Source organism: Butyrivibrio sp. (genome assembly GCF_017635265.1).
Classification (GTDB): domain Bacteria; phylum Bacillota; class Clostridia; order Lachnospirales; family Lachnospiraceae; genus Butyrivibrio.
Genome location: NZ_JAGBLU010000004.1, coordinates 57,914 through 83,810, shown reverse-complemented (window position 1 = coordinate 83,810; position 25,897 = coordinate 57,914). Strand labels below are relative to the sequence as shown.

Genomic DNA, 25,897 nt, shown 5'->3' with positions numbered 1-25,897 from the left:
ATACCTGTATATTACTTTCTAAAATCAAGATTAAGTCTGTGATATATATCCAGCATTTCCTTTATCTTGGCATCACCAGAGTTTTCAAAGTTCTGTGCGTGATCCCTTGACTGTTTATTTGAAAATCCACTCACTCCCCTTATTACCCACGCTATAGGCAACAAAAAAGGATATCTTTCAAGCCATTTGTACTTTTCCCTCATGAATTTAATTGATGGAAAATAGTAATGAAGCTTAAACGAAGAGTTGTCATTAGTTGTTTCTTTTGCAAGCTGTCCCCATATGCCATTTTCAGTTTTTCCGTATATTCCGCTGTCAAGCATATAGGCGAAGAGCTTTTCATGGAAATCTGAGCAAGGCCTGTTATCAAGCCATACGTATGATAATTCCCGCATGTTTTTTTCAAATTCATCAATTTTACACTTTTTTAGTTCAGATATCAGGTATTCTCTATTCATCTCTTTTTCATACTTATTTAAGTAGATATAAATATCAATAAGATTTCTTATTCCGCAGCCTGTCTCAAAAAAGTGTTTTGCCATATGAGCTATCATGTATACATAGAAATCTTCTTTACTAAATTCATAGGTATACCCTGTTCCTTCTTTAAGCCTGGCTCTGAAATTGTCTTTGAAATACATATGCTGGATCTGACCAACATTCTCATCAAAGAGACACCAATGCACTTCTACAACAAGCTTTTTATCCTTTGAGAAAATCATATGGTGTTTCTTTAGCCCATGGTTTTGAAATCCCATGCTCTCCAAAACTTCAGCAGCTCTATCCAAATTCTCATCATAGACCACAAGATCTATATCGCTCATCTCTCTCATTTCCGGAGAAGGATATATCTTTTTCATTATGGTTCCTTTAAGAATCTGGAAACGTATATTATTTTTTTCAAAAGTCTCTGCAATCTTTGATGCTGCCATAACCTGCACAAAAGTCTTGAATGTACTGTAAGAAAGTCGCTGTTTTATAAGCTCATAAGCTTCATTCTGTTCATCCACCACTTTGATAAGTGAGTTGTATATCAGGTATTGTATTTGGCTTTTTGCTCCTATATCTACCAAGTCCCTTATTGAAATATCTTTCGGAACAGGTTCCGGATCTCTCTTTTCCAACGTTGCGCAAACAAGTTCTCTTAAATATTCTCTTACTGTTAAAAACTCAGCCATTATTACTATCCTCTACTTCTGCACTTTCCTCATTTGCAGAAGCTGCCTCATTTGTATTTTCTTCAAGATCATCCTGGGTAGTATTGCCGTCAATTACTTCATTATCAGCCTCCTGTGCCTGGCTTTCAGTCAACAGAAGCTCCCTGGCTCTTTCAATATTTCCGCCATTTTCGGCAAGTTCGTTAGTATATTTTAAAATATAAGGACCTCTCTCAAGTAAATATGCTTCTATATTGTCAACTTCCTGATCATATAAGTTATTTGAAAGATTGCCATAAAACCTTGAATAAGAGGCAATTGTGGGCTTCTTTAATCTATTTACAAGTTCATCAATTTTGCTATCCCATGAAGCTTTAGCAAAATTCTCACTTATCATCTTCTCCATAGTTGATGCAAGTTTTTCACAGAATTCATCATTCATTAAAAGTGACTGTAATAAAAGATCGCTTTGTATGCCAGGTTGAAGATATGTATTTATTGTAGGTGTCTCTTTTGCAGACATGTATAAAGTACTGGCCATATCTGTACTCATAAATCTCCATCTGCCATCCGCATACCCTGTTCCATCACTTGAAACAGTCCTCCATGCAGTTCCCGAAGATGGCTTAAATGAAGACTTTCCTACAAATATGTTAAGGCACACATATTCCAAAAAATTGTCTATATCAAGCATACTTTCAACTTCTTCATAGTTAGCCTGTACAGAAAGATCCGTCTGTGAAACATAATCAATGAAGCTGTTAAATTCCTGCCCGTACTCCTGACGTTCATGAATAATTACGTCTCTACCTGAAAGGTTATACCTTCTGCTAATATATTTTTCATCATAATATGCTTTTAATGAGTAAAGCCCCCAATACTCTCCATCAATGAATACTATGCAAGGGCAAACGTCCATTGCAGATGTCGTAAGTCCCTGAGCCAAAGCACTTACAACATAGTTTCTGAGTTTAAACTCATTGTCACTAAAGCTCTGTGACAAATTTATTCTCCCATTGTCAGAGATATAATCTGTAAGCGTAGATCCCTCATATTCTGAATAATCAGCATCTTTTATTTTTAGGCTTAAGTTTTTTTGCCTGTCGAAACTTACTGAATCTGCTATGATGCTAAGATTTGCCTCCACTTCCATTGTTTTTCCTTTTGAAGGCTCATAGTACTCAATTATCGCCTCTTTTTCCCAGCCATTGAGAAAGTTAGCAGCATTTGCAGTATCAAATCCCTGAATCAGTGCGTCTTCTCTGGTCTTTCCTGAAACATATATTCCTGTTTCATAGTCAAAGAGATTTTCCGGATCTGTAACAATTGAAATTACCGGAATATTTAAATAATCACTGTTATACCTATGACCTACATAAAACGCCTGTGTTGCTTCACCTGTAACCTCTCCTGAAGCACTTGTTTTAATGGCTCTTACTATCATTCCCCTATCCACAGACCCAGGAACATAATTTGTGCTTAACCTGCTTTGAAGAGCACTCGAGGCATATACGTAACTGCTGGATGACAGGTTTGAAATTTTAATTGAATCTTCATATTGTTTAGACTCAGTAGTTGGAGTTGTTCCATCTGTCGTATAATATATTTTTTCATTTTCTCCGCATGTCAGCTCCAGCTGAAATGCAGAATCATAAAATCCTCCAGGAGCAGAAAAACCAATTTCTCCGTACTTTACATATTCAACATCTTTATTCCTGTTTTCTTTTCCTTTTGTGGGAGTCATATATCCCCAGGTGTTTTTCTCTAAATCAGCTATACCATAGCTATTATTATCGGAAAGCCTTGGTACAATAAGTGAGATAATTTCACTTCCTTTATTGTCCACTAATGAAATCACATTGTTTTCCAGCGTTCCAGGATTTGTGCCGATTTCCACGACATAGTACGATCCACTTCTTATGCTTTGTCCATCAGGAATCGCGCCTGCCTCTTTTCCAGATACAAAAAGCTTTAAATTTGAAATATCAAGCGCGTCAGTGCCTGAATTATATATTTCGACCCACTTGTCAGAACTAACTTCCGTAATTGTGATACTTCTATAATCAGCGCTGGTTTCTGATACGACTGTTTCATCATTTTTAGCTTTACTGTCTTCTTCAAGGAAATCAGATACCATCTTATCTGTCTGTCTTGATGAAACAATGATCAAAATTAAAAGAATAAAAGAAATGGCGCTAAGTACAATTATTACCAGATCTTTCTTTGTGATTTTTTTATTGTTCTTATCGTTTCTCATTATTATAGTTCCTTATTACTCTGAACATGCAGTTTGATAATGCTGCCAAAAATGCCCCTATAACGGTACCTGCCACATTAGTGGCAAGATCTGTAACTTCAAATACGCCGGTTTTGGTAATATGCTGTGTTACTTCAATGCAAAAACTTGAAAGAAACCCAAGTAACATAGTCATGATTATTATTTTCATGAAAGACTCTTTTTTTCTGAACAGTCCCAAAAACAGACCAAAAGGAATAAATAAAACCACATTCATAAGGCAGTAAATAACCTGCCTTCTTGAATAAATGCCACTAAAGGTCATACCAAAGTCAAAATCAGTAACTATCCTTCCCGATCTTGATCCCGCTTTTCTTCTTATTATGGTAAATAGCAGCATTACTCCAATATAAAGAAAAGTTATATAAACATGGATTATTCTGTCAAAAGACGTGCCACGTTTTATATGCATAATATAGCTGGGAATAAATGTCAAAAGTGCTGAAAGTATAATAACAATAAGAAAATCCCCAAGTCGGATTCCGGCTGTCTGTTCAATAAATAGTATTCTGAATTGTGTCCAAAAACCTGGTTTCATTTTATAGCTCCGGCAAAGTGGTTCCATTTCTTTGTGCAACTGAATATGCGTAAAAAGGTATTTCTTTTTTCAAGATGTTATATCTTCTTTTTCTTACAAGTATTTGGATCATATCAAAAAGCTTCTGATTCTTTTTTATTGTTTTCTTTACTGTATTTTTAAGGCTCTTTGAATCATCTTCTTTTATCCTCCACTCTCCTGCGCAAAGATGTACTGCATAATGATTTCCGAGAATTGATCCGATTTCAAAATATTCTTTGGGATAAATTACAAAATCTCCCAAATCCTGATATTTGTTATTGAGTTTAAATTCCGGATAGTGCTTAAGAATGTAGTAGGTGTAATAGTAATTGCTGGTGGCATATCCGTGAACGAAAAGCTTATCGTCTCTGAACTCAAATACCTTGGATGCTTTTTTATTAGAATCCTTAACTATGACCGTCTTATCATACATATCAAGAAGCCCTTTTATTAAAGGGTTGTTCTTTTGTCCACCGATTATGGCAGAACCCACAGAACAGTCAAAGATAAAATTCAAAAACAGGTTATGACCAAGGAGCTTGTCAAAGCTCTTATTGATTTTCACATCAGTGTCCAGATATATTCCGCCGTACTCATAAACAGCTTTTAACCTGTAATAGTCACCTATAAATCCGAGCTGTTTATCCTTATAGGTATTCCTTACAAAATCATTTTCATCAAAACTGCAGTTTGATTCGTCCCAGCGCATTACCGTATAACCTTCAAGCTTTTCCCAGGACTCGATACACTTTTTTAAATCTTCAGGCAGTGGCTTTCCTCCAAACCAGCAGTAATGAATTATCTTCGGAATCTTGTTTCCGCTTTCAGGATGTATGTTCTTTATTACATTTACATCAGTAGTTTCCCTGATTGATAACGACATCGTAAAATGATCCTTTCTTATTTATCTTTTCATCTTCGAATCTTGTACTTAGCTTATGGATTCCTGTGGTTTCTTTTAAAAGTTCGTATTTCTCCTGATTAAACTCATCATAAATGTATGTTGCAAGTACATGTGACTGCGCCTGACTTACTATAGGAATACTTTCGAACTCATCTTTATAGAAATCATTTACTATAGTCCCGAATATATGGTAAATATAGTAATTCGAAGCATAGTTATAATCTTTCCAATATTCAAAAAGCATTTTTTGTAAAAGACATAACATATTATTATTAGTACAGCTGTGTATAAACCAGTTGTTTAGTTCCATAATTTCAGGATTAAATCCAAAATAATAGTAACTTGGCATAAATAGTGGCAGTTCATTTATTTTTTTTATTAAATTCCCATCTGTCATTAAAACAGTTGAATCTATCCAATATCCACCATATTTGATCAGCAGCTCATTTCTGACAAGGTCACTGTAATGAGCATTGCCAATAATACCTTTTTTCCTCTTTTGTTCTATATGATCCGGCAGCTTTACATACTGTGAAATATTGTTTTCATCCAAAAAAATAAACTTTTTCCCGGGCATATATTTTTTTTGACTATCAATACATTTTTTCACTATGTCTGGCGCTTTATCTATTCCCTGAAGCCACATCACCCAGACCGTATCGCAATTATTCTTTTTCTCAAGCATCTCCCACGGTCTTTCAGATGTGCATCTTTCAAGGTATTTTTTCTTAAACCGTCTGTAAAAGATCATTCGGTGCTTTTGTCCAACCATTACACTGTATAAAAAATGAGTTTTCTCATCGGTATACTTGGTCTTGAGAATAATCTGGTCATATATTGTTCCAAGAAACATTCTGTCCTTTATTCTGTTTAGGATCTTATTGTCATTTTTTGACATATCTTGACTTCCTTTTTTCAAAATATCTTCCCTTATGTTCCGGGATATATGGCGTTTTCTCACAACAGACATATAATGCAAAAAGCACATATAAATACTTTAATGTCTGTAAAGAATCCGCAATATATAAATGAATACAATAGCTGACAGAGCCAACGAAAAGCATTCTCACAAGTGCAGATCTGGTTTTCCAGATAGCTATAAGCATTCTGATTCCCATAACTGCCAGGAAGAAAAGATATGCTATCATTCCGGGATAGGCATATCTTACATATTCAGAAATATAAAAACTGTCTATAGACCTGATTACACGCCCGTCTACAACTCCAGAAAAACCTCTTTTTCTTCCTATGCCCAAAACAGGATTAAGCCACTCAACATGAAATATTTCCTTTAAAAGCTCTCTGTATGCAGCGCTTTGATTAAGCTGAGTAAGATTCGCCCCATATTTTACTGAAAACTGGGTATCAAAAAGTGTATCAATAAGGCTTGTAAGCTGTAAAAGTATATACTGTCCAGGTCCCGTTGTCTGAATGCAAAATGTAATTCCCAAAAAAACAATAATTGATGATACTGTCACCAATATATTTTTCTTTAAGTATTTAGCATCTGAAAATATGAACATCAGTGCCAGTTCAGCACCTGCTACACCAAGCGTTGCCCTTGATCCTGTAAGAAAAACATTAACTATGATTCCAATTAAAAGAAGTGGCCTTCTGTATATATTAAATGTCTTGTTTTCAATGTCATATCCTGAAAATGGCAGCACTGTCATCAGCATAAGTCCATATCCAAGTGAATGACCACAATTACTCATTATCCTGTAATTTCCACCTCTTATGTATCTTCCTGTATAAATTCCATTTATTGTAACCAGATAAGAAAAGGGAGAAACCTTCATTATTGCTTCCACTATTCCAAGGATAATGAGCAGATAGATAAAACCAAGAATTATTTTTAATGTCCTATCAACTCCAAAGCTGTCCTTTATTACATAAATCAAAAGATACATCTCAAGCAATTCTATAAGTGGATTTAATAAAGCATTAATATCAACTCTTAATACCATGGTATAGGCAAGGACAATTAAATAAGGTATCAAAGACTTTAACATAAAGTCACCGGCAAGCATATTAACAAAATCCCTGCTTCTGTCATAATCAAGTATGATAAATGTAAGTACAAATATGATACCTATTCTTACCAGAGTCAGATCAAAAACAGGATTTGGAATGCCAAAATACTGAGGCATTACGTAAAGTGCAAAAATATAGAAAACTGCTATTCTGTAAAAAACAGTTCTCTCTCTTGGAGTTTTAAGATATTTACTTGTAGTTTTTTCATAGCTTTTACAAAGTGCAGTCATTAAATATCCTTTATTTCATTGCCATAACAAGTTCTACCGGTATGGATCTTTTTTTATGATAACAATCCATATATCCAAGAAGCAGTAACGAATTCAGTAATTTCCTATTTTTTATAAGATTGATTCTTAAATTTGTCGCTTTAATATGCCGTTTTAAGAGCTTAATTTTCTCTTTATCGCAGTTTTGGGATTTTATAAATTCTAAAGTTTTTTCATGGCTCTTTAGAAGATCTGTAAGATACTTAAGTCTTTTTTCTTTTTCATGTTCCTTATGGAGAGTAACATTACTTGAATGTAAACGTCTTTTTAAAGTTACCTTATGATAAAAATAAAGTCCCTCCATAGATAGTGCTAATTTCCAGACATATTCATCATGAGCCCATCCTGTGTACCAATATTTATCAATCTCATCCAGAAAGCTTCTTTTCATTGCCATGGTGCATCCCTGGCACCCGATAAATATGTTTTCTGAATTAAAATAAAGCTTTTCAAGACTTCCATCATTTTTAAACTTTGAAAGCTCCCACCCGGGTACATCAGGTGCATCATCAGACGATTTAAATGGCTCAAACTCAGAACCAATCATAAGAACATCCGGATTTTCCTTTAAGATTCTGACCATATTCTCTACTCTGTCATCTACCCAAATATCATCCTGATCACAAAAAAAGATATAATCTCCTGTTGTCTGACGCAGAGCTTTAATAAAATTTGAAGCATATCCAAGGTTATGTTCATTTACTTTAAAATCAATTCTATTTTCCAGGGCATTGTCACGAATAAACTTTTTTACTACTTCCTCTGTATTATCTGAAGAAATATCATCGCAAATTATTATTTCATCAACTTTAAGCGTCTGTCTTAAAATTGACTTTAGCTGCTCTTGTATGTATTTCTCACCATTATAAGTGGCTAATGCCACCGATATTTTGTCACTCATCCTATCATTACCTTTGAAAGCACCCTGGCATAGATACCTATATTTAATCTGTTAACAGACTTTATATAGAGTCCGGTCTTCCCTTTAAAATATTTATTCCTTTTGTAATCAGGAAAATTACGATTAACAAACTTGAACGTCCTGTCAAAGAGTTCTTTCCGTAAAGCTACACTTTCAACTCTTCCTATTCTGCTGACATTACTACAGAAAGCTATCTTTACACAAAAATATTCCAATTCATCTTTATAATCATTAAAAAATCTGTTTTTTCGATAAAACTCTACTATATCGTCAAGGACTTTGAAAATATCACCAACCTTACTGTTTAAATTGGATGTCATGGTTGATTTTTGTCTTACACTGTAATAAACAAGTTTTTCATCCAAAAAGGACTGCTTTTTTACAAATGGAAGAGATTTTATATAAAAGGATGTATCTTCATAAATCATCCCCTCTGGGAATCTGACATTTCCGTCTATCAATACTTTTCTCTTATAGAGCTTGTTCCATGGTGAAACCTGTGGGTCCAGAAATAAGTCTCTTACATTATCTCTTTTGGTAATTGTTCCTCTTGTACCTATTTCCTTGTACAAAGGCTCTCCGCGTTCATCAATCCTATTCGTTTCCAACATACTGTGATAATGACATTCCACAATATCTGCATCTTCTTTTTTTGCCAGATTAAGCATTTTTTCAAACATGCTTTTATCTACATAATCATCAGAATCAGCAAAGCCAATATACTCGCCCCTTGCAAGCTCAATTCCCATATTTCTTGCCGTTGCCTGTCCTCCATTTTGCTTATTTACTACCTTTATAAGCTCAGGATACTTTCTTTGATACTCCTCAAGTATTATGGGGGAACCATCAGTAGAGCCATCATTAATAACTACTATCTCAAGTTCTGTTTTTTTCAGCGTCTGATTTACCAGACTTTGAAGACATCTTCTTAAATATTTTTCTGTGTTGTACACCGGTACTATTACGCTTACCATAATCCCCACCATTAGCATATTCTTTGTGATTATAATCTTCAGACTGTACTGAAATGGCATTGTAAATAAAGCCACATATATTGGCATCAACTGCTTCAAGGCGCCTTACAATGAGTTCCTCTCTTTCAAACCTTGTAAGCATTTCCCTTATAACTAAAACATACGCTGTTGAAATATCCGCCATCTCTATTCCGTCTGAAACAACTCCGATTGCAGGAGTGTCAATAATAATGACATCGTATTCTTCTTTTTTCTTCTGTATAAGATTCTTCCAGTTTTCACTAAAAAGTAAATCCATAGGATTTGGAGGATACGTTCCTGTTGTGATTACGTCAAGCTTATTTATTACATTTCTGTTGACAGTAAGTTCGCTAATGCCTGCAAGATAATCGCTAAGCCCATTTTCATTGCTAAGATTAAGATTTCTTCCTATATCTCCATTTCTTAAATCAGCATCGATAAGAAGTGTCTTTTTATCCATACAGGCAAAAGAAGTCGCAACATTTATGCTGCTTGTAGTTTTTCCCTCTTCATAATCAGCACTTGTAATTACAAAAACAGGACATTTTTCTCCTCTTCCGAGATATAAAAGACTCGTACGGATATCGTTATATGCTTCTTTCAAAACAAAGGGACTTTTCTGATTTAACAGAATTTCAACATTTCCGTTTTCATCCATATCACTGACTGACGGAACCATGCCAAGAATAGGAATATTAAACATGTCCACAACTTCATAAACCCTTCTATATCTTGTATCTCTAAGTCCCTTTACCAAAAAGAACAGTGCTGCAAGAAATGCCCCGGCAAATACACCAATTATTGCCATCAAAGAAACACTGGTTGATTCATATGGCATAGTAGGAAGAGTCGCTTCATCAAGAACTTCAATTCCTCCTGATTTAACAATGCTCACTATTTTGTCAGGAGCAAGTTTTCCTATGGTGTTAGCAATGTTCATGGCGTTGTATGGGTTATGGTCATACACCGTAACTTTAAATACAGCTGTTCCTGAAACTGCTGAAGCCTTAATATTTTCAGAAAGACGACTCGGAGTGTAATAAACAGGATCAAGATCTGCTTCCTCTATGACCGAATTTAAAAAGCTTTTGCTTTTCAATATCTGCATATATGAATTAAGAAGGCTGCTTGCCTGCGTCAGATCACTAGATGAAAGGTTTACTCCGCTGTCGTTTATATAATCAGGATTACTATATACATAAAGAGATATCTGTGCTGCATACAGATTGGTTCTGGTTATAAGCGTTATGACACCTGCCAGGACGCCAGTTATAAAACCCACAAGAATCATGTATTTTAAGTTTTTCTTTATGATCCAGAAGATTTTTTCCAAATGGAAATTCTGTAAAATTATTTTGAGCACTCTCTATTCCTCCCAAAAAACATGTCAGATCAAATAAAATCGTTTTCCTTAAGTTTCCCCAGGAAATCCATAACGGACTTTTCACAAACTTCTTCTGAAACATCATATTCAGACAACAGCTTTTTTATAATCTCATCAACTGTTACTTCTTCCTGAATAATATCCCATATATCATTTCCCGTCCCTTTGATCATGAAATATTTTCCAGAATCAAAATCTATCATCACTTTTTCACCAGACAGATCCGTTACATTTAACTTTTTCTTTAATTTAATTGCATCACTTCTATTCATAACTACCCCCTTTTTAATACGCTCCCTTTCTCTTAAACAGAACTCCCACTGTTTTTAATATGATTATCATATCCATCATGATCGTCCAATTATCTATATAGCGAAGATCAAGCTCAACAACTTTATCAAAATCTGTAATATCGTTTCTTCCGCTGATCTGCCACATTCCTGTTATTCCAGGCTTAATGCTGATTCGCCTCCATTGGCTTCGTTTATAATTTGAAACTTCATCGACTGTAGGCGGTCTTGTTCCTACAACACTCATTTCTCCATGTAGTACGTTAAAAAACTGTGGCAATTCATCTATGCTCGTCTTTCTTATAAACTTGCCTACCCTTGTAACTCTTGGATCATCCTTCATTTTGAACATAAATCCATCCATCTCATTCTGAGAGAGAAGATCTTTTTTCTTTTTCTCCGCGTCCTGGCACATACTTCTGAATTTATACATGTAAAAGGTTCTTCCATTTTGCCCAACACGCTGCTGCTTAAAAAGTACCGGCCCTTTTGAATCAAGCTTTATAGCTATTGCTGTTATAAGCATGATAGGAGATGTAATGATAATTCCTATCAGGCTGATGATTATATCCATTACTCTTTTAAGTGCCTGTTCATAAGTATTTAATGTAACAGTGTGATAAGTGATCAAAGGATATGTACCTACAGAACTAACGAAGCTGTTGGGACGTTTCATGTGGTAGCCGCCATCAACATCGAGGATTACTCTCACAGTAACTCCCATTTCAAGGCATATGTCTATATATTCCTGCATTTTAGATAGATTATCATTACTATGGAGCATAAAATAAACTTGATCGAGCTCATATTTTCTAATGATCCCTTCAAGTTCAGAAAGATTTCCAAGTATGTTAAATACCCTGTTTTCAACTTTTCCGGATTTTAATATATAACCCACACTTTCATTTTTTACGCTGGTCTTATTCAGGAAATAATTGAATTTCTCATATTCCTCAAACTCGCCAACATAAGCTGAGCGAGGTGCATATCTGTCAGTAGTTATCATCTGAACAAACCTGCTGATGACCATGTTAATGACTATGGCAATGTAAGAATAAATAAGATAATACAGATGAAACCTTCTAGCGCCTGGTCCCGGATTATACACGTACATAAATACTATCGTAGTGACAGCTGCCATAAGATAGGACTTTGTAAGCAGTTTCCAAAACCTATCCATATAAAAGAACAAAGTCGTATTATAAATCCTTGCCTCTTTATTTGCCAAAATGTAAACTACAGCAAAAACAAGGACCAAAGAAAAGCATCTTAAATAAGTTGCTTCACTTAAAAAATGTCCAAATATCTTTTTTTCAATAAAATAAACCAGTACTAAAACTATAATATCAATACAAATCTGAATTACTTTTGTATTTGCTCCTTTATTGCTACGATTCATACCATGTCCCTGCCGTTTAACTGTTACTCAAACATATTCATAAATTTAAGAATAATGTCTTCTACATTTCCACCTTTAACTTCATAAGGCTTAAAATCAAAAGTTTTTGACTTTTCTATATAATCCGGAAGTTCTTCAACATTTTCGCAACTAAGAACACACTTCTTATTTGAAAAAGCCTGAGCTATCTCTTTTTGATGATCATCCACATGCTCCCCAAATTCAGAGAGTCTTGGCACTACTATAACCGGTTTGTTTGCATTTTTACCGGTTATAATAGTTCCAACTCCTGCATGTGTTATCAAAAGATCACACTCCTGTATTTTTTTCGCATACTCTTTGGAATCCATAAAGTCCACATACTTACAATGTTTGGGCTTATATGTAGAAGCACCTGTCTGTATAAAAAACTCGTCAGGTACAACATTTTTTTCAGAAAGTTCATCAATTGCCTTTACAAGCCTATTCATTTGAAATTTCTGAGTACCAAGTGTAACGAAAATCACTTTGCTTTCCCCCTTATATTCACCTTAGAATATTTCTCCACCAAGCATTGATTTTGGATAATTTGCAAGCATATCTTCCCACTGAACCATGAAAAGATCAGAAAGATTGTATACAAGCTTTCCTGTCATTGACGGATGGTTGACTCTTGCAAAAGACTCAACATAAATAACCTTGATTCCAAGGAGCTTGCCTACAACACAGAACGGATAAGCGATAAGCGCTCCCGTTGTTATGATAAAATCAGGCTTTTCCTTTAATAAAATCTGAAGAGTTCTAAAGAACAGAAACATAAACTTTATTGGAAACTGCAACTGCTTCCTGTTCATTTGAGGTACAAAGTAATGTCTGTTACAAAAATCAATCACCTCAAAATCACTCTTTTCCGTAACAAGAAAACAGTCATATTTTTTTTCAATTTCTTTTAATCTGGAAATTTCCTCCAGGTGACCACCTGAAGACGCAACGAACGCAACTTTAGCCGTACTTTGACTCATACTTAATCCCTCCCATAAAAAAATAAGAAAATAAATAAAACAAATAAAAAATGCCGTTTTTAATGATCGTATTGTATCCACCCAGAAGAAGAATTGACCCGCCCGGAAATGAAAAAATATTCATTTCTATCAATCCTGTAACACTTCTTACAACACTGTTACAAATTATAGCGCTAACAAAATCATAATATCTATCATAATTTGTTTGTTTTTTGTAATTTTATAAATTATTTATAATTAGAAAAACACAAAAAAAGAGGCTGTGAATAGAATTTTCCGTTCACAGCCTTAAAATGTATAATTATGATTTTAATTTGATTTTTCAGTTTCCCTTTTTACCAGTTCAACAGAAATCTCCTGTAATTTCTCGTCTGTCAAAATGTATTTTTTCTTAAACCAGAAAATTGCAAATATAAGTCCTGCAATAGGAATAAGAGTCATGGTCATTCTAAGTCCCATTTTCTGAGAAACCTCTACACCCAATGAATAATCGATTTTTTCAGCAGTTTCCTCAACATCCTGAGAAAGTGCAAGAACCTGCAGCGCCAAAGACGCGATAAGAGCCGAAATACCGGAAGCAAGTTTAACTACAAAGGTCTGCATTGAAAATATTACTGACTCATCTCGTCTTCTGTTCTTAAGATCACCATAGTCTACGGTATTTGCAAGGAAGACTGTTGTAATAACCGCAAGCATTCCATTGGCTGCAAAGATAAAGAATCCCGGAACAAACAGTAAAAATACATTGTTCATTGAAGTTGATGCAAGAACAAGAAGTGAAATATATCCAGCTATAGCCATTCCCAGACTTACATAGTAAATCTGTATTGATGAAAAGAACTTTCTAAGAAATGGATAAAAAAGCATCATAGCCAAAATCTGTATTCCACCGCCAAATGTAGAAAACAGTGTATAATCGCCTCTCCATGCTGTTCCACCAAAATCATATTTAAAGAAATATATTACAAGGTTTGAAGTAATATAAATCGAGCAGTTAACAATTACAATTGCCACAGTAACAGCCATAGCCTGATCATTTTGGATAAGAGCTTTGAACATCTCTCCTATTGAAGCAGACTTCATATCTGTTGTTGCTTTTTCTTTTACATTGATGCAGCAGATAACAGTAAAGAGCACAAACAAAACCGCAATAGCAATGGAGAAGTAAGAAAAACCTATCCGTTCAACTTCTCTGTCTGTAATTCCCGCAGGTCCAAATGCTCTTCCAAGAGCTGATACGGACATTACGGTTATTATAGTTATAATGGCAGAACCAACTCCTGCACAAGAACGGGCAAGGGTTGTAAGTCCCTCTCTTTCTTTTCCGCCCTCTGTAAAAGCAGGTATCATTGACCAGTAAGGAATGTCCATCATAGTATATGTGACGCCCCAAACAATATATGTTACTGCAGCATAAGCAACAAGTCCGCTTCCGCTAAGCGTTGGAGGCGCTGAAAACATAAGATAAAGAACTACGGCATTGGTTATTGTTCCTATAAGGAGCCATGGTCTGAACTTTCCCCATCTTGTTTTTGTTTTGGCAACTATCGCTCCCATAATCGGGTCATTAAAAGCATCGAACACTCTGGCTACCATAAGGATCACACCCATTGCAGCAGCACTTACTCCCAGAATATCCTGAAAGTAGTAAAGTACATAAGACGCAGAAAGCATGTACACCATATCTTTTCCAACTGCACCAAGTCCATAGGAAGCCTTTGCAGCCCCTGACAGCTTTGTCTTTTCCATTAGTTTTTGCCCTCCCTAAGTTTCATTGCAAGCTCTACAACTTTTTTGGCACCGTCATAAATGCCCATACTCTTGTTTATCACTATACTGTCGCACATCTCATTCAAAAGATTGGTTTCAAGGAACTGATCAACCATCTGCAATATATGAGGAATATCTCTGCACTCTAAGGTTCCATCACCTATTTCAGCCGAATGAATAGCTCCCCACATTTCGTGCTTACCTACTCTTTTGATAAAAAGCTTTGGAACAGGGTAAAATGCCAGTTCACTTGGCTTTGTAACAAGTACATCACAGCTCCTCATAAGAAGATTTGTAGCATATACTGCTTCAAATATATTTTTGTGATAGAATCCGTGAATTCCGGTTATTTCTTCTGCCGGATCAAGAGCTTTTTCTGTAAAGTCAAGAGTCTCCTTCCAATTGTTCATGTGCTCTGCAGATAAACTTTTCATCTCAGAAATTTCAGAAACAAGCTCATCCCATACGTTTCTGTAATCACCGACATTTACGTACAGCACAGCTTTTTTCTCTTTAATACTCGGAATCAGATACTTTATGATTTCAGCAAAGATTTCTTTCTGAGCTCCTGCTCCCCCGATAGTCAAAAGAAATCTCATGGGCTTTTTATTTTCTTTTCTGTTTACTCTCGCCTGACAGTCTTTTTCAATGTTTGAAACAAGTTCATAGTCAATGTAGTGGCCTGTGTAGACAAGCGCATCCTGAGGCATTGGCTTTGAAACTTTCTTTTTATTCATGCCATTAAGTACGCGGTAGCCCATATATGCGTTTTTACACTGAATTGTATGAACGGATCCTTCAGACAGATGAAGAGCCATTGGCCAGTTGTCTGGGATTGCATTTACTACATACTTCATGCCGGCATGAACAGCAGCCTGTGCAGGCCATGCATGAGTTGCAATAACAGGAATATCCTTAGGCACATTTTTATATACAGGTGCCATGAGCTCCGCATTTTTCTGATCCTTGGCATTATATGAAAGAGCTCTGAATCCCTCATAGTTCATAGGCTCCCATACAAGCTTATTGAAAATCGGGTTCTTACTGAGTCTTGATCCCAACGAATAGAGGTCATTCTGTGCTCCAATAACCTTTGTACAAGTTGTCTCTTTATAGGAATTAAGATCCATCCAATAAGGAGTAAGTCCAAGGTGATGAGCATATGAAGCCATCGCCATAGAAATACGGTAGTGTCCAAAACCCATTCGTATGTTTCCAACGATGATTCCTTTTTCTCTATCCATCTCCGACACAGGCGCCTTGGATGACACTTCAACGTTTTTTACTCCCAAAAGCGGCCCGATTACTTCATTGTCTACAACATTAAAGCCATAATTTACAGCAGAATCATCACCATATTTTTTTATATAACTTTTTTTGGATTTAACAGATGCTTTGTAATCTTTGTCACTAATAACGTTACCAAAAATAACTTTAGATTTCTCAGTCATAACCTTTCCATTTCTTCCACAATAATGTGGCCCTTCATATACCTTTTTTAATAAATAATTAATTACATTTAGGAAACCATTGATATGTATATTAGTTTCCATGCATTAATAGTATACAAAAGAGCCCATTTATTCAAGAAACGCTTTTTACAATTTTAGTGTCCGTCATTTGTGCAAATTTACTTTGCTTTAGAGAAATCACCTCAGATTATTGCCACAATAGAAAGCTGTTTTTCCACAGCCAGATCTATATACTCCTCCCCGCATTTAACTACAGGTCTGGCAAGATGATTAGGGTTTATAAAGATTATATCGCCGGTTTTACCATTATTAAGCATAACCCTGTTGGCAATAAATGTATTTACTATATTGCTTAAAAAAGTCATGATAGTATTGGGATCATACTTATCCAGTCCTTCATCTTCGAATTTTGCGATTACTTCGAATGGACATATCTGTGATCTGCTTGGTCTCTTTGAAGTCATTTCATCGTAAACATTGGCAACTGTCACAATAGAAGCAATTTCATCGATTTGATCATTTTTCAGATGAAAAGGAAATCCTGAACCATCCCTAAATTCATGATGCATCAAAACACAGTTTTTTATATGAATATCGATATCCTTATCTTTCACAAGATCATAGCCCTTGATAACATGCTCATCCAAAGCTTTCTTCTGATAAGGAGTTAATGGCTTGGTACTTGAAAGTAGTTCCTGTGGAATAAGAACCTTTCCTATATCATGCAAAAGCCCTCCTGCTGTAGCAAGCTGTACCTTTTCACTTGGGAGCCGCATCCAGTTGGCCAAGGTATTACAAATAAGAGAAACATTCAGGCTATGCATATAAACAGCATCTGAATTATCACGAAGATTGTGGAGCATATCAAAAACTCCTGCTGTTCCTCCCGCTTCAACAAACAGATGGTAAACCGGTTCTGTAAGCTTATCAATATCAAGCGGCATAGTATCATTGGCAATCATTCTAAATGACTCTTCAAGCTTTTCCGCATTTTCCTCTATATGCTGTTTAAATCTGATAAAGCCCTCAGAATTTTTTACTTTCTGAGAATAAGAAAAATTTATTTTTGGCTTTTCTACAGTCTCTTTTGGCACAGGTTTAATATCATCTTCAATGAAGATATTATAAAGAGAATGAGACTTGATTCTCTCAATGCCCTTGCTGTCAAGTACAGTATCCTTGGGAAGTACAAGCCTGTCATCTATTGTATAGATATTCTCGGATACGACCATTCCCGGTTCTAGTTTATCAACTGATATTAGCTTCATATTCGCCCCTTATTAACGTAATATCGTTACCTCATAATTATAGCATATCAAAAACCACTTGAATATCCATTGCACCTATGATAAACTAATAAAGCTGTGTCGGATAAGCATGGATGGCACAGATAAAATTCATAATTGCCGGCATGTCGGAATGGCAGACGATGCAGACTCAAAATCTGTTGTGGGCAACCACGTGTGGGTTCAAGTCCCACTGCCGGCACTAAATTTAAAAGCCTGCAATCAAGCAAAAAGTTATAAAAAGTCGCTTGATTGCAGGCTTTTTTGTTTTATCATGATAGTTGCTTACATATTATCTTTAAAAAGGTAATATGCAAGAATATGAAGAGACTGTTTAAAGTCGCCTTCAAATATTCTTTTCTTAAGTGCCTCTTCTGATAAAGTCAGAACATTTAGAAACTCCGTATCATCAAGATGCTGCCCGGTCACTTTCCTGCATCCCATTGCTGCGTAAATATGAACATTGCTGTTAGAAAGAGTCGCATTGGCCGGCATTGTGAGAAGATGTTTCCAATTGTCAGAAACAAAGCCTGTCTCTTCTTTAAGTTCTCTCTTTGCAGCCTCAAATGCCTCATCTTCAGTTGCTATTATATTTTTATCAGTAATATATGGAACATCACTCTTTTCCTTATATTCAATTGCACCGGCCGGGAACTCACTGGTAACTTCATCAATTCCATGCCTGTACTGACGAACGCATATGAAATCTCCATTTTCATCAGTTGCTACTATAAGAGAAAAACTATGTTTGGAATAATTATATACAGGGCCAATCACCTCACCATTGGGAAGCTCATAGTCATTTCTCCTGAAATCAATCCATTCATCCTGAACGACATGCTCTTCCTTCTTTAATTTCCAAACTAAACTACTATTATCTTCCATATCTAAACTAAACCTTCAAGTATTATTCTTAGTAATATCTCAATTAATATATTGATTTGTATTATTGACACTTCATACACAAAAATACATGATGTCTTACTATACTTAATCTTTTTTCTAAAAAATCAATCGCCTAAAATAACCTTGTCATTAAAAACACACCTTGTGATGTCAAATTCATCTCCCTTGCCACCCATACGCTTTCTTCCATACAGGACAAGGTGAATTTTCTTATCCTCGGTCATATACTCCTCGGATACCTCATCAAAAGTCGATTTCTTTTCTATCGTTTTTTCAAAGTCATTCAAAAAAGCCGGTATTATTATGGACGCTATATTCATCCCCTGCCCCGGCCCATAGATACCAATTATTTCATGTAAAAGCTTCGCTCTTAATTCGTCCATATCTAAACCTACATTACCTATCTCAACTTTGGATTGCTTCAACGATATTGGGAAGAAGCTGCTTTTTGCGGGATACTACCCCCGGAAGCTTTGCACTGTCCCCGTCGATATTCACGCCAAAAGCCGCATTTAATGTATGCTGAGCCTTTGCCCCTGCAAAAATAACCTCTGATGACTCACTGATAATATCTGTGAGCATAAAGAACAACATATCAAGCCCATCTTCATCTGCAACCTTATTCAGTTCAGGCTGTATCTTATTTTTTATATCCACAAGTTCATCTGCGCTCATGGAATTTATCTGCCCGATTCCAATTGTAAGATCATCAACAGTAAACTTTTTAAAGTCCTGATGAAGAATCTCTGTAGCACTTTTACCACTTAAGTTTGATCCGGCGTGGAACATCTCTTTTGCAAATTCCTCGTAATCTACACCTGCAATTTCAGATAGCTCCTCTCCTGCCTTTTTGTCGATATTAGTACATGTAGGTGATCTGAACATCAATGTATCTGACAATATAGCAGCCAAAAGAAGTCCTGCTGTAGTCTTATCTATTTCAACGCCATACTCTTTGTACATAAGATAGATAATAGTACATGTTGAGCCAAGGGGCTGGTTTCTGAAAAATACAGGACCTGCAGTCTCAATGGTACGAAGTCTGTGGTGATCGATAATTTCAAGTATCTCTGCAGAATCAGCGCCATTTACAGCCTGATTTTTCTCATTATGGTCAACTAAAATAAGCTGTTTCTTTTTGGCACCAAGAAAATTTCTGCGGCTGATCATTCCAATATAATGATCATCTTTATCAAGAACCGGGAAATATCTGTGTCTTGTTGAAGCCATAACTTCCTGAATATCTTCAATATAATCATCCATATGGAAACAAATCAGATTATCCTTTTTCATTACATAAGAAACAGGCATGCTCTGATTGATAAGTCTTGCCACAACAAATGTATCATGCGGAGTGCAGATTATCTTGGTTCCATGGTCTCTGGCCTGCGTCTGAATAGTTTTGGCCACACTTGCGCCCTCACAGACAATTATACAGCCTGCATTCATCTCTATTGCGCAAAGCTGCATATCGTACCTGTTACCGAGAATAACTACATCTCCCTCCTCAATGACGTTTTCCATCATATCGGGATTTGCTGCAGCTATAACTACTTTTCCTCTGGTCAGAGTATCATCTATCTCACCTACTATAAGCTCGCCATCCAGAGTCTCAACAATATTTTTATAAGATGTCTGAGCCTTGGAAAGAATCTTTGGATCAATAACATCCATGTATGTTTCAACAATATCATTGGTAGTTACGATTCCGGCAAGCTGATCTCCTTCTGTAACACATAGAGTAACAACGCTTGCATCTCTCATTTTTGACCATGCGTTTTTAAGAGATAAGTTATCGCTGATACCGTCAAGCATACGGATCTCCATATCTCTTACCTGAGTTCTCACATCTTTTACGTAAGCAGGAATTTCAACAGTAAAATGAGAAAGAACAAACTGAGTTTCCTCATTGAGATGGCCTGCCCTGCATGCAATATAGTCATCTCCTGTTATTTGTCTTTTTAAATTTGCATATGTGATTGCTGCACAAATTGAATCTGTATCCGGATTCTTGTGGCCTGTTACAAAAACAGGTCTCTTTTGATTTGTCATATATTATTTTCTCCTGTATAAAAAGCCTCTCTAAACATAATACCCCATAATTTATGTGCTATGCAAATTGTATCACCTTCTCATGCAGTACCGGCTGCTGACTGAGTATCAGCTCCAAACTGACTATTATAAAGCTTGTGATAAAAGCCCTTCTTCTCCAAAAGCTCGTTGTGACTTCCTTTCTCGATAATATGACCATCCTTCATGACAAGTATCAGATCCGCCTCTCTGATAGTAGAAAGCCTGTGAGCTACAATAAAACTGGTACGCCCCATCATCATCTTATTAAACGCCTTCTGAATACGTATCTCTGTACTGGTATCAATAGATGATGTAGCCTCATCCAAAATAAGCATAGGTGGAATGCTTAGCATTACCCTTGTTATACAAAGAAGCTGCTTCTGCCCCTGAGAAAGATTCCCTCCATTTTCTGAAATAACTGTATCATAGCCCTGCGGCAATCTTTTGATGAAGCTATGGGCATGAGAAGCCTTTGCAGCTTCTATTATCTCTTCATCTGTAAATCCTTCTCTTCCAAGAGTTATATTTTCTTTTATGGTTCCACCCCGAAGCCAAGTCTCCTGAAGAACCATTCCAAAGTTGTCTCTTATCTGTCTTCTCTTTAAGCTTCTAAGGTCCTTATCATCTATTGAAATGCTGCCGTTATCTACATCATAAAATCTCATAAGAAGATTTATCATGGTACTCTTTCCTGCACCGGTCGGCCCAACAATGGCAACTTTCTGACCTTTTTTGATATCAAGGTTTAAGTCTTCTATAAGTTTTTTATTTTTGTCATATGAAAAGAAAACATCCTTAAATGTCACATTTCCTTCCGGTTCAAAGCTTTCAGGTGCAAAAGGAATATCAGGTTCTTCTGTCTTTTCTTCTATCAGCGCAAATACTCGCTCTGCACAGGCAAGGGCATTTTGAAGTTCGGTAACAACGCCGGAAATTTCGTTAAAAGGTTTTGTGTACTGATTGGCATAGCTTAGGAAAATTGTAAGTCCGCCAACAGTCATTCCTCCTGCAATGCAGGTAAAAGCTCCAAACAGTGCAACAGCAGCATAAACAAGGTTATTAATGAACCTTGTTCCCGGATTAGTAAGTGATGAAATAAATGTAGCTTTTACAGATGCATTTTCAAGTCTTTCATTAACCTTGTCAAAATACTCCATGTTTTCATCTTCATGAGCAAAAGCCTTGACTACAGATAAATTACCTACCATTTCATCAACAAAAGATGTCTGATCAGATCTGGCTTCAGACTGAAGTTTAAACAGGCTAAAGCTCTTTGTGGCAATAAATCTGGCTACAAACAAAGAAAGAGGCGTCAAAATCACTACAACAAGAGCGATCCTGAAGTTTAAATAGAACATAAATAAAAGTGTTCCGATTATAGTGACAATTCCTGTGAAAAGCTGGGTAAATCCCATTAAAAGACCATCTGAAAACAAGTCCACATCCGAAATGATTCTGCTTACAATATCTCCTGTCTGCTTGGAATCCATATATTCAAACGGTAAAACATGTAATTTAGCAAATGCCTCTTTTCTCACATCTCTTACGACCTGAAATGTGATCTTATTATTGGCCTTGTTCATAACCCACTGGCTTATGGCAATTATAGCTATGGTTACAATCATTTTTATAAGAATGCCGGTAACTGCACCAAAATCCACATTTTCTTTTCCTATAATATGGTCAATAGCTCTTCCTGCCAATATTGGCACGTACAGAGACAAAAGAGCTGTCACTACGGCAAGAATCATTGATAAATATATCAGCAGCCTATATCTTACTGCATAGCCAAGTACCTTTTTTAGTGTTCCCTTTTTCATGCTTCTCCCTCCTTTTTGTATTGTGAATCGTAGATTTCTTTATAGAGCTCACATCCATCAAGAAGTTCTTCATGCTTTCCCATGCCTGCAACCTGTCCATTATCAAGGACAATGATCTTGTCACAATCGCTGACAGCAGCAGTTCTCTGGGAAACTATAAAGGTCGTAGGTGCATTTTTCATGCCTGATATAGCAGCTCGTAAATTTCTGTCAGTCAGATAATCAAGGGCGGATGCACTATCATCAAGTATCAGTATCTCCGGCTTTCTGACAAGCGCTCTTGCTATGGTAAGGCGCTGCTTTTGACCGCCGGAAAAGTTCTTTCCCCCCTGGGCAACCATAAAGTCAAGCGCTCCGTTTTTTCCCTTTACAATTTCTTCTGCCTGAGCAATTTTCAATGCTTCATATATTTCCTCATCCGTCGCATCCTTTTTTCCCCACTTCATGTTATCTCTGATAGTCCCATGGAAAAGAACTGCCTTCTGCGGAACAATGCCGATTCTCTCTCTTAAGGCTTCAAGCTTGTATTCTTTTACATCCAATCCATCGATTAGAACTCTGCCTTTACTTACATCATAAAATCTCGGAATAAGATTTATGAGTGTTGACTTACCGCTTCCTGTCCCTCCAATTATTCCTATGCGCTCTCCTCTGTTTGCAACAAAGCTTATATTCTCGATACTGTCCTCTGCATTTGAAACATACCTCATAGATACATTTTCAAAAACAACATGTTCTTTTGAGTTTGCAAATTCTGTAATCTTACCATCTTCCATGGAAGACGTATATTCCATAAGCTCCTGAACTCTGTTGCCTGATGCTATTGCCTTAGTCATGGTAAGGATAAGATTCGCAAGCTTAATAAGCTCAACAAGTATCTGGAACATGTAATTATAGAGCGCTACAAGCTGCCCCTGTGTAAGCTCTCCATTATTGACAAAGATTGCTCCTTTATAGATAAGAACAACCACCGAGAGATTTAAAATTGCATAAGTTACCGGATTCATTAGGGCTGTCACTGATCCCACGAATTTCTGAAGCCCCATGAGACGATCATTATTTTCATTGAATCTGTCTTTTTCACTTGTCTCAAGTCCAAATGCCCTGATTACCCTGACTCCGGTGTGATTTTCTCTGGTAAGCCTAAGAAGAGTATCCAGCCCCTTTTGAATCTTTTCATATCTGGGAATACTCCAAGCTGTAATAAAGACAACCACAAATGACAAAAGAGCGATTGTGACAACAAAAATAAGCGCCTGTCTTATATCGATTGTAAAAGCCATGGCCATAGCGCCAAACACAACAAACGGCGATCTAAGAAGCAACCTTATAGTCATGTTGACCCCCTGCTGAACCTGATTCATATCACTGGTCATTCGTGTGATCATTGCTGAGGTTCCAAGCTTATCCATATCGGAATATGATAGTTTTTGAATATTATCAAAAAGAGCTCTCTTGGCTTTTTTGGCAAATCCAGCGGCGGCCTTAGCTGCAAAAAACTGCGCAGTTACCGCACTAATGCAGCCGATAAAACAAAGAAGAACAAGCAAAAGGCACATTTTAAGAACATAGCCCCTGTCTCCACTTGCAATTCCTTTATCAATCATAGCCGCAATAACAAGCGGCACCAAAAGTTCAAAGGAAGCTTCAAGAAGCTTAAATAAAGGTCCAAGTATGGTTTCTTTTTTATAGTCTTTTAAATATACAAGTAATTTTCTCATCAAATTCTCCGTTCAATTCATGGAATAAATCTCAGTAATTAATCCTTAATCCCTTTGGGTAATGATTCTTAAGCATGCCACCGGCAGCCTTAGCCCAACCGATACTGTATCCATCAGTTGTTATAAGTGTCCAACCCTTGCTGTTTTTATTAACACTACCCCCACGCATTTCTTCCTCATCATTTCCAATATTTATGGTCTGACCATTTAAGTAACTTCTAATTTCGTCACTATCAGATGGATAGTCCTTATTTAGAAATACATCTTCAGACTTTAGAAATAAAGCCAGCGCGTGAGAAGGTTCAAATCTGTCTTTTTTAATAGTTCCAAGGTGAAAACCACCTCTCATGACCTTAAGGCCATTTACAGAAGGCATATCCTCCGGACAAAGATAGAGCTGTTCCCCGAACATAAAGATAAGTCCTTTTAAATTCCTTCCACTTCCAAGTCTACACTCGATCCTGCCTCTTTTCAGCTCAAAAGCATCTTTGGCAAAGGAGATTGTTTCTTTTAGAAAGCTCCCAAATATTCCGGCAATTTCAGGTTTTACAGGAATGTTTCTGCCACCGGGAACATAGGTGCTTTTTACTTCCTTGGCAAAACTGCCATCTCTTTCAAAAACGCACAGAAAATGTCCCTCTCCCTTAAGCTTATGGGGCCATAATCTTAGAGAATTCGACACTTCTTCCCTGCATATTTCAGTTCTTTTTGCATCAATGGCTGCATATTTGTTATAAAGCTCAGCTGAAATAAATTCTTTTCTTCCGTTTTCAATTCCGCCTTTCTTTACTGCTTTTACCGTATGGAAATCCGGATTATCAAAAAGAAATTCAAAAACTGTTTCTTCATTTTCATCGGCAGAAAAAGTGCATGTCGAGTATACAAGTCGCCCTCCCGGAAGGAGCATTTTTGCCGCGTTTGCCAGAATTTCTTTTTGCCTTGAAGCACACACACGGACATTTTCCGGATTCCATTCATCACCGGCGTTATCATTTTTTCTGAACATTCCTTCACCGGAGCATGGCGCATCCACAAGTATTTTTTCAAAATATCCTTCAAAACATTCAGAAAGATGCGCTGAATCCTCGTTAAGAACAAGGGCATTAGTTATTCCCATTCTTTCAACATTAAGCGATAGAATCTTTGCACGGTCTCTGTTTATTTCGTTGGTGACCAAAATTCCTTCGCCGCCTATGGCAGCTGCAATCTGTGTAGTTTTGCCTCCAGGTGCAGCGCATAAATCAAGTATCTTTTCACCGGGCTTTGGATCAAGAAAATGCACCGGTGCCATGGCACTCGGCTCCTGAATATAATAAAGTCCTGCCTCGTGATAGGGGTGTTTACCGGGCTGAGCATCATCTTCATAATAAAACCCATTCTCCTCCCAGGTCACCTGCTCTTTTAGAAATCCAAGCCTTTTCTTTATGTCTTCAATAGTGCATTTTAATGGATTTATTCTAAGGGCATGATATCTTTTGTCGTTATCAAAAGAGCATAGGAAATCCTCATACTCGTTTTCTCCAAGATATTTTTTCATGCGTTCTTTAAACTTTTCAGGTATCAAAATCAAAACCTCCATAAAAACTCTATGGCTATACTAACAGTTTTTTTTAATAATAACAAATCCATATCAAAAGAA

22 protein-coding genes and 1 tRNA gene are annotated in these 25,897 nt (G+C 36.5%); 1 reads left to right on the top strand and 22 read right to left on the bottom strand.

Going from position 1 to position 25,897, the window contains the following annotated elements; translation table 11 throughout:
• Positions 1-11: 11 nt before the first annotated feature.
• The 16 genes from J6O61_RS00910 to J6O61_RS00835 form a co-directional block, all read right to left on the bottom strand.
• Positions 12-1,178: a nucleotidyltransferase domain-containing protein gene (locus J6O61_RS00910; protein ID WP_292208476.1), complete on the bottom strand. Its 1,167-nt coding sequence runs from the start codon at positions 1,176-1,178 to the stop codon at positions 12-14.
• Positions 1,171-3,414 carry a CotH kinase family protein gene (locus J6O61_RS00905; RefSeq protein ID WP_292208474.1) on the bottom strand — a complete coding sequence of 748 codons (2,244 nt, stop codon included), beginning with the start codon at positions 3,412-3,414 and terminating at the stop codon, positions 1,171-1,173. Before J6O61_RS00905 ends, J6O61_RS00910 begins: the two co-directional genes overlap by 8 nt.
• Positions 3,401-3,991, bottom strand: a complete 591-nt coding sequence (locus J6O61_RS00900; RefSeq protein ID WP_292208472.1) for a VanZ family protein — start codon at positions 3,989-3,991, stop codon at positions 3,401-3,403. Before J6O61_RS00900 ends, J6O61_RS00905 begins: the two co-directional genes overlap by 14 nt.
• Position 3,992: 1 nt before the next feature.
• Positions 3,993-4,895: a glycosyltransferase family 32 protein gene (locus J6O61_RS00895; RefSeq protein WP_292208470.1), complete on the bottom strand. Its 903-nt coding sequence runs from the start codon at positions 4,893-4,895 to the stop codon at positions 3,993-3,995.
• A complete protein-coding gene (locus J6O61_RS00890) occupies positions 4,867-5,814 on the bottom strand; it encodes a capsular polysaccharide synthesis protein (RefSeq protein WP_292208467.1) in 948 nt (315 codons plus the stop codon). Before J6O61_RS00890 ends, J6O61_RS00895 begins: the two co-directional genes overlap by 29 nt.
• Positions 5,801-7,180, bottom strand: coding sequence for a hypothetical protein (locus J6O61_RS00885; protein ID WP_292208464.1), 1,380 nt, complete (start codon positions 7,178-7,180; stop codon positions 5,801-5,803). The genes J6O61_RS00890 and J6O61_RS00885 overlap by 14 nt, the downstream gene beginning before the upstream one ends.
• A gap of 10 nt (positions 7,181-7,190) precedes the next feature.
• Positions 7,191-8,120: a glycosyltransferase family 2 protein gene (locus J6O61_RS00880; RefSeq protein WP_292208462.1), complete on the bottom strand. Its 930-nt coding sequence runs from the start codon at positions 8,118-8,120 to the stop codon at positions 7,191-7,193.
• On the bottom strand, positions 8,117-9,115 hold the full coding sequence (locus J6O61_RS00875; RefSeq protein WP_292208460.1) for a glycosyltransferase family 2 protein: 999 nt from the start codon (positions 9,113-9,115) through the stop codon (positions 8,117-8,119). Before J6O61_RS00875 ends, J6O61_RS00880 begins: the two co-directional genes overlap by 4 nt.
• A complete protein-coding gene (locus J6O61_RS00870; protein WP_292208458.1) occupies positions 9,018-10,499 on the bottom strand; it encodes a polysaccharide biosynthesis tyrosine autokinase in 1,482 nt (493 codons plus the stop codon). Before J6O61_RS00870 ends, J6O61_RS00875 begins: the two co-directional genes overlap by 98 nt.
• A gap of 29 nt (positions 10,500-10,528) precedes the next feature.
• Entirely contained in the window at positions 10,529-10,792 is a 264-nt protein-coding gene (locus J6O61_RS00865) for a lasso peptide biosynthesis PqqD family chaperone (protein WP_292208455.1), read from the bottom strand.
• Positions 10,793-10,805: 13 nt separating this feature from the next.
• The gene (locus J6O61_RS00860) at positions 10,806-12,209 is read right to left on the bottom strand and encodes a sugar transferase (RefSeq protein WP_292208452.1); all 1,404 of its coding nucleotides are present in this window, start codon (positions 12,207-12,209) and stop codon (positions 10,806-10,808) included.
• A gap of 23 nt (positions 12,210-12,232) precedes the next feature.
• Entirely contained in the window at positions 12,233-12,715 is a 483-nt protein-coding gene (pssE, locus tag J6O61_RS00855) for a PssE/Cps14G family polysaccharide biosynthesis glycosyltransferase (protein WP_292208449.1), read from the bottom strand.
• Positions 12,716-12,739: 24 nt separating this feature from the next.
• Positions 12,740-13,210: a PssD/Cps14F family polysaccharide biosynthesis glycosyltransferase gene (gene pssD, locus J6O61_RS00850; protein ID WP_292208446.1), complete on the bottom strand. Its 471-nt coding sequence runs from the start codon at positions 13,208-13,210 to the stop codon at positions 12,740-12,742.
• Positions 13,211-13,519: 309 nt separating this feature from the next.
• Positions 13,520-14,959: a glycoside-pentoside-hexuronide (GPH):cation symporter gene (locus J6O61_RS00845; RefSeq protein ID WP_292208443.1), complete on the bottom strand. Its 1,440-nt coding sequence runs from the start codon at positions 14,957-14,959 to the stop codon at positions 13,520-13,522.
• A complete protein-coding gene (locus tag J6O61_RS00840) occupies positions 14,959-16,431 on the bottom strand; it encodes a DUF6937 domain-containing protein (RefSeq protein WP_292208440.1) in 1,473 nt (490 codons plus the stop codon). Before J6O61_RS00840 ends, J6O61_RS00845 begins: the two co-directional genes overlap by 1 nt.
• Before the next feature lie 203 nt (positions 16,432-16,634).
• Complete coding sequence (locus J6O61_RS00835) at positions 16,635-17,720, bottom strand: HD-GYP domain-containing protein (protein ID WP_292208437.1); 1,086 nt, start codon at positions 17,718-17,720, stop codon at positions 16,635-16,637.
• Between the two features lie 137 nt (positions 17,721-17,857).
• Here J6O61_RS00835 and J6O61_RS00830 point away from each other — a divergent pair.
• Positions 17,858-17,940, top strand: a tRNA-Leu gene (locus J6O61_RS00830).
• 83 nt (positions 17,941-18,023) lie between these two features.
• On the opposite strand, the gene J6O61_RS00825 is transcribed toward J6O61_RS00830, so the two are convergent.
• The 6 genes from J6O61_RS00825 to J6O61_RS00800 all read right to left on the bottom strand — a co-directional run bounded on the left by J6O61_RS00825 (position 18,024) and on the right by J6O61_RS00800 (position 25,822).
• Positions 18,024-18,623 (bottom strand): NUDIX hydrolase, encoded by a 600-nt coding sequence (locus J6O61_RS00825; RefSeq protein ID WP_292208398.1) that lies wholly within the window; start codon positions 18,621-18,623, stop codon positions 18,024-18,026.
• A gap of 125 nt (positions 18,624-18,748) precedes the next feature.
• Positions 18,749-19,027 (bottom strand): hypothetical protein, encoded by a 279-nt coding sequence (locus J6O61_RS00820; protein ID WP_292208396.1) that lies wholly within the window; start codon positions 19,025-19,027, stop codon positions 18,749-18,751.
• 22 nt (positions 19,028-19,049) lie between these two features.
• Positions 19,050-20,696: a putative manganese-dependent inorganic diphosphatase gene (locus J6O61_RS00815; protein WP_292208394.1), complete on the bottom strand. Its 1,647-nt coding sequence runs from the start codon at positions 20,694-20,696 to the stop codon at positions 19,050-19,052.
• Between the two features lie 80 nt (positions 20,697-20,776).
• On the bottom strand, positions 20,777-22,537 hold the full coding sequence (locus J6O61_RS00810) for an ABC transporter ATP-binding protein (protein WP_292208390.1): 1,761 nt from the start codon (positions 22,535-22,537) through the stop codon (positions 20,777-20,779).
• Positions 22,534-24,258, bottom strand: a complete 1,725-nt coding sequence (locus J6O61_RS00805; protein ID WP_292208387.1) for an ABC transporter ATP-binding protein — start codon at positions 24,256-24,258, stop codon at positions 22,534-22,536. Before J6O61_RS00805 ends, J6O61_RS00810 begins: the two co-directional genes overlap by 4 nt.
• A 31-nt stretch (positions 24,259-24,289) precedes the next feature.
• On the bottom strand, positions 24,290-25,822 hold the full coding sequence (locus J6O61_RS00800; protein WP_330613696.1) for an RsmB/NOP family class I SAM-dependent RNA methyltransferase: 1,533 nt from the start codon (positions 25,820-25,822) through the stop codon (positions 24,290-24,292).
• Positions 25,823-25,897 lie beyond the last annotated feature (75 nt).

Excerpts from the sequence above, each read along its gene's own strand:
- J6O61_RS00910 (WP_292208476.1), bottom strand. The coding sequence starts at position 1,178 with ATGGCTGAGTTTTTAACAGTAAGAGAATATTTAAGAGAACTTGTTTGC.
- J6O61_RS00905 (WP_292208474.1), bottom strand. The coding sequence starts at position 3,414 with ATGAGAAACGATAAGAACAATAAAAAAATCACAAAGAAAGATCTGGTA.
- J6O61_RS00900 (WP_292208472.1), bottom strand. The coding sequence starts at position 3,991 with ATGAAACCAGGTTTTTGGACACAATTCAGAATACTATTTATTGAACAG.
- J6O61_RS00895 (WP_292208470.1), bottom strand. The coding sequence starts at position 4,895 with ATGTCGTTATCAATCAGGGAAACTACTGATGTAAATGTAATAAAGAAC.
- J6O61_RS00890 (WP_292208467.1), bottom strand. The coding sequence starts at position 5,814 with ATGTCAAAAAATGACAATAAGATCCTAAACAGAATAAAGGACAGAATG.
- J6O61_RS00885 (WP_292208464.1), bottom strand. The coding sequence starts at position 7,180 with ATGACTGCACTTTGTAAAAGCTATGAAAAAACTACAAGTAAATATCTT.
- J6O61_RS00880 (WP_292208462.1), bottom strand. The coding sequence starts at position 8,120 with ATGAGTGACAAAATATCGGTGGCATTAGCCACTTATAATGGTGAGAAA.
- J6O61_RS00875 (WP_292208460.1), bottom strand. The coding sequence starts at position 9,115 with ATGGTAAGCGTAATAGTACCGGTGTACAACACAGAAAAATATTTAAGA.
- J6O61_RS00865 (WP_292208455.1), bottom strand. The coding sequence starts at position 10,792 with ATGAATAGAAGTGATGCAATTAAATTAAAGAAAAAGTTAAATGTAACG.
- J6O61_RS00860 (WP_292208452.1), bottom strand. The coding sequence starts at position 12,209 with ATGAATCGTAGCAATAAAGGAGCAAATACAAAAGTAATTCAGATTTGT.
- pssD (WP_292208446.1), bottom strand. The coding sequence starts at position 13,210 with ATGAGTCAAAGTACGGCTAAAGTTGCGTTCGTTGCGTCTTCAGGTGGT.
- J6O61_RS00845 (WP_292208443.1), bottom strand. The coding sequence starts at position 14,959 with ATGGAAAAGACAAAGCTGTCAGGGGCTGCAAAGGCTTCCTATGGACTT.
- J6O61_RS00840 (WP_292208440.1), bottom strand. The coding sequence starts at position 16,431 with ATGACTGAGAAATCTAAAGTTATTTTTGGTAACGTTATTAGTGACAAA.
- J6O61_RS00835 (WP_292208437.1), bottom strand. The coding sequence starts at position 17,720 with ATGAAGCTAATATCAGTTGATAAACTAGAACCGGGAATGGTCGTATCC.
- J6O61_RS00825 (WP_292208398.1), bottom strand. The coding sequence starts at position 18,623 with ATGGAAGATAATAGTAGTTTAGTTTGGAAATTAAAGAAGGAAGAGCAT.
- J6O61_RS00820 (WP_292208396.1), bottom strand. The coding sequence starts at position 19,027 with ATGGACGAATTAAGAGCGAAGCTTTTACATGAAATAATTGGTATCTAT.
- J6O61_RS00815 (WP_292208394.1), bottom strand. The coding sequence starts at position 20,696 with ATGACAAATCAAAAGAGACCTGTTTTTGTAACAGGCCACAAGAATCCG.
- J6O61_RS00810 (WP_292208390.1), bottom strand. The coding sequence starts at position 22,537 with ATGAAAAAGGGAACACTAAAAAAGGTACTTGGCTATGCAGTAAGATAT.
- J6O61_RS00805 (WP_292208387.1), bottom strand. The coding sequence starts at position 24,258 with ATGAGAAAATTACTTGTATATTTAAAAGACTATAAAAAAGAAACCATA.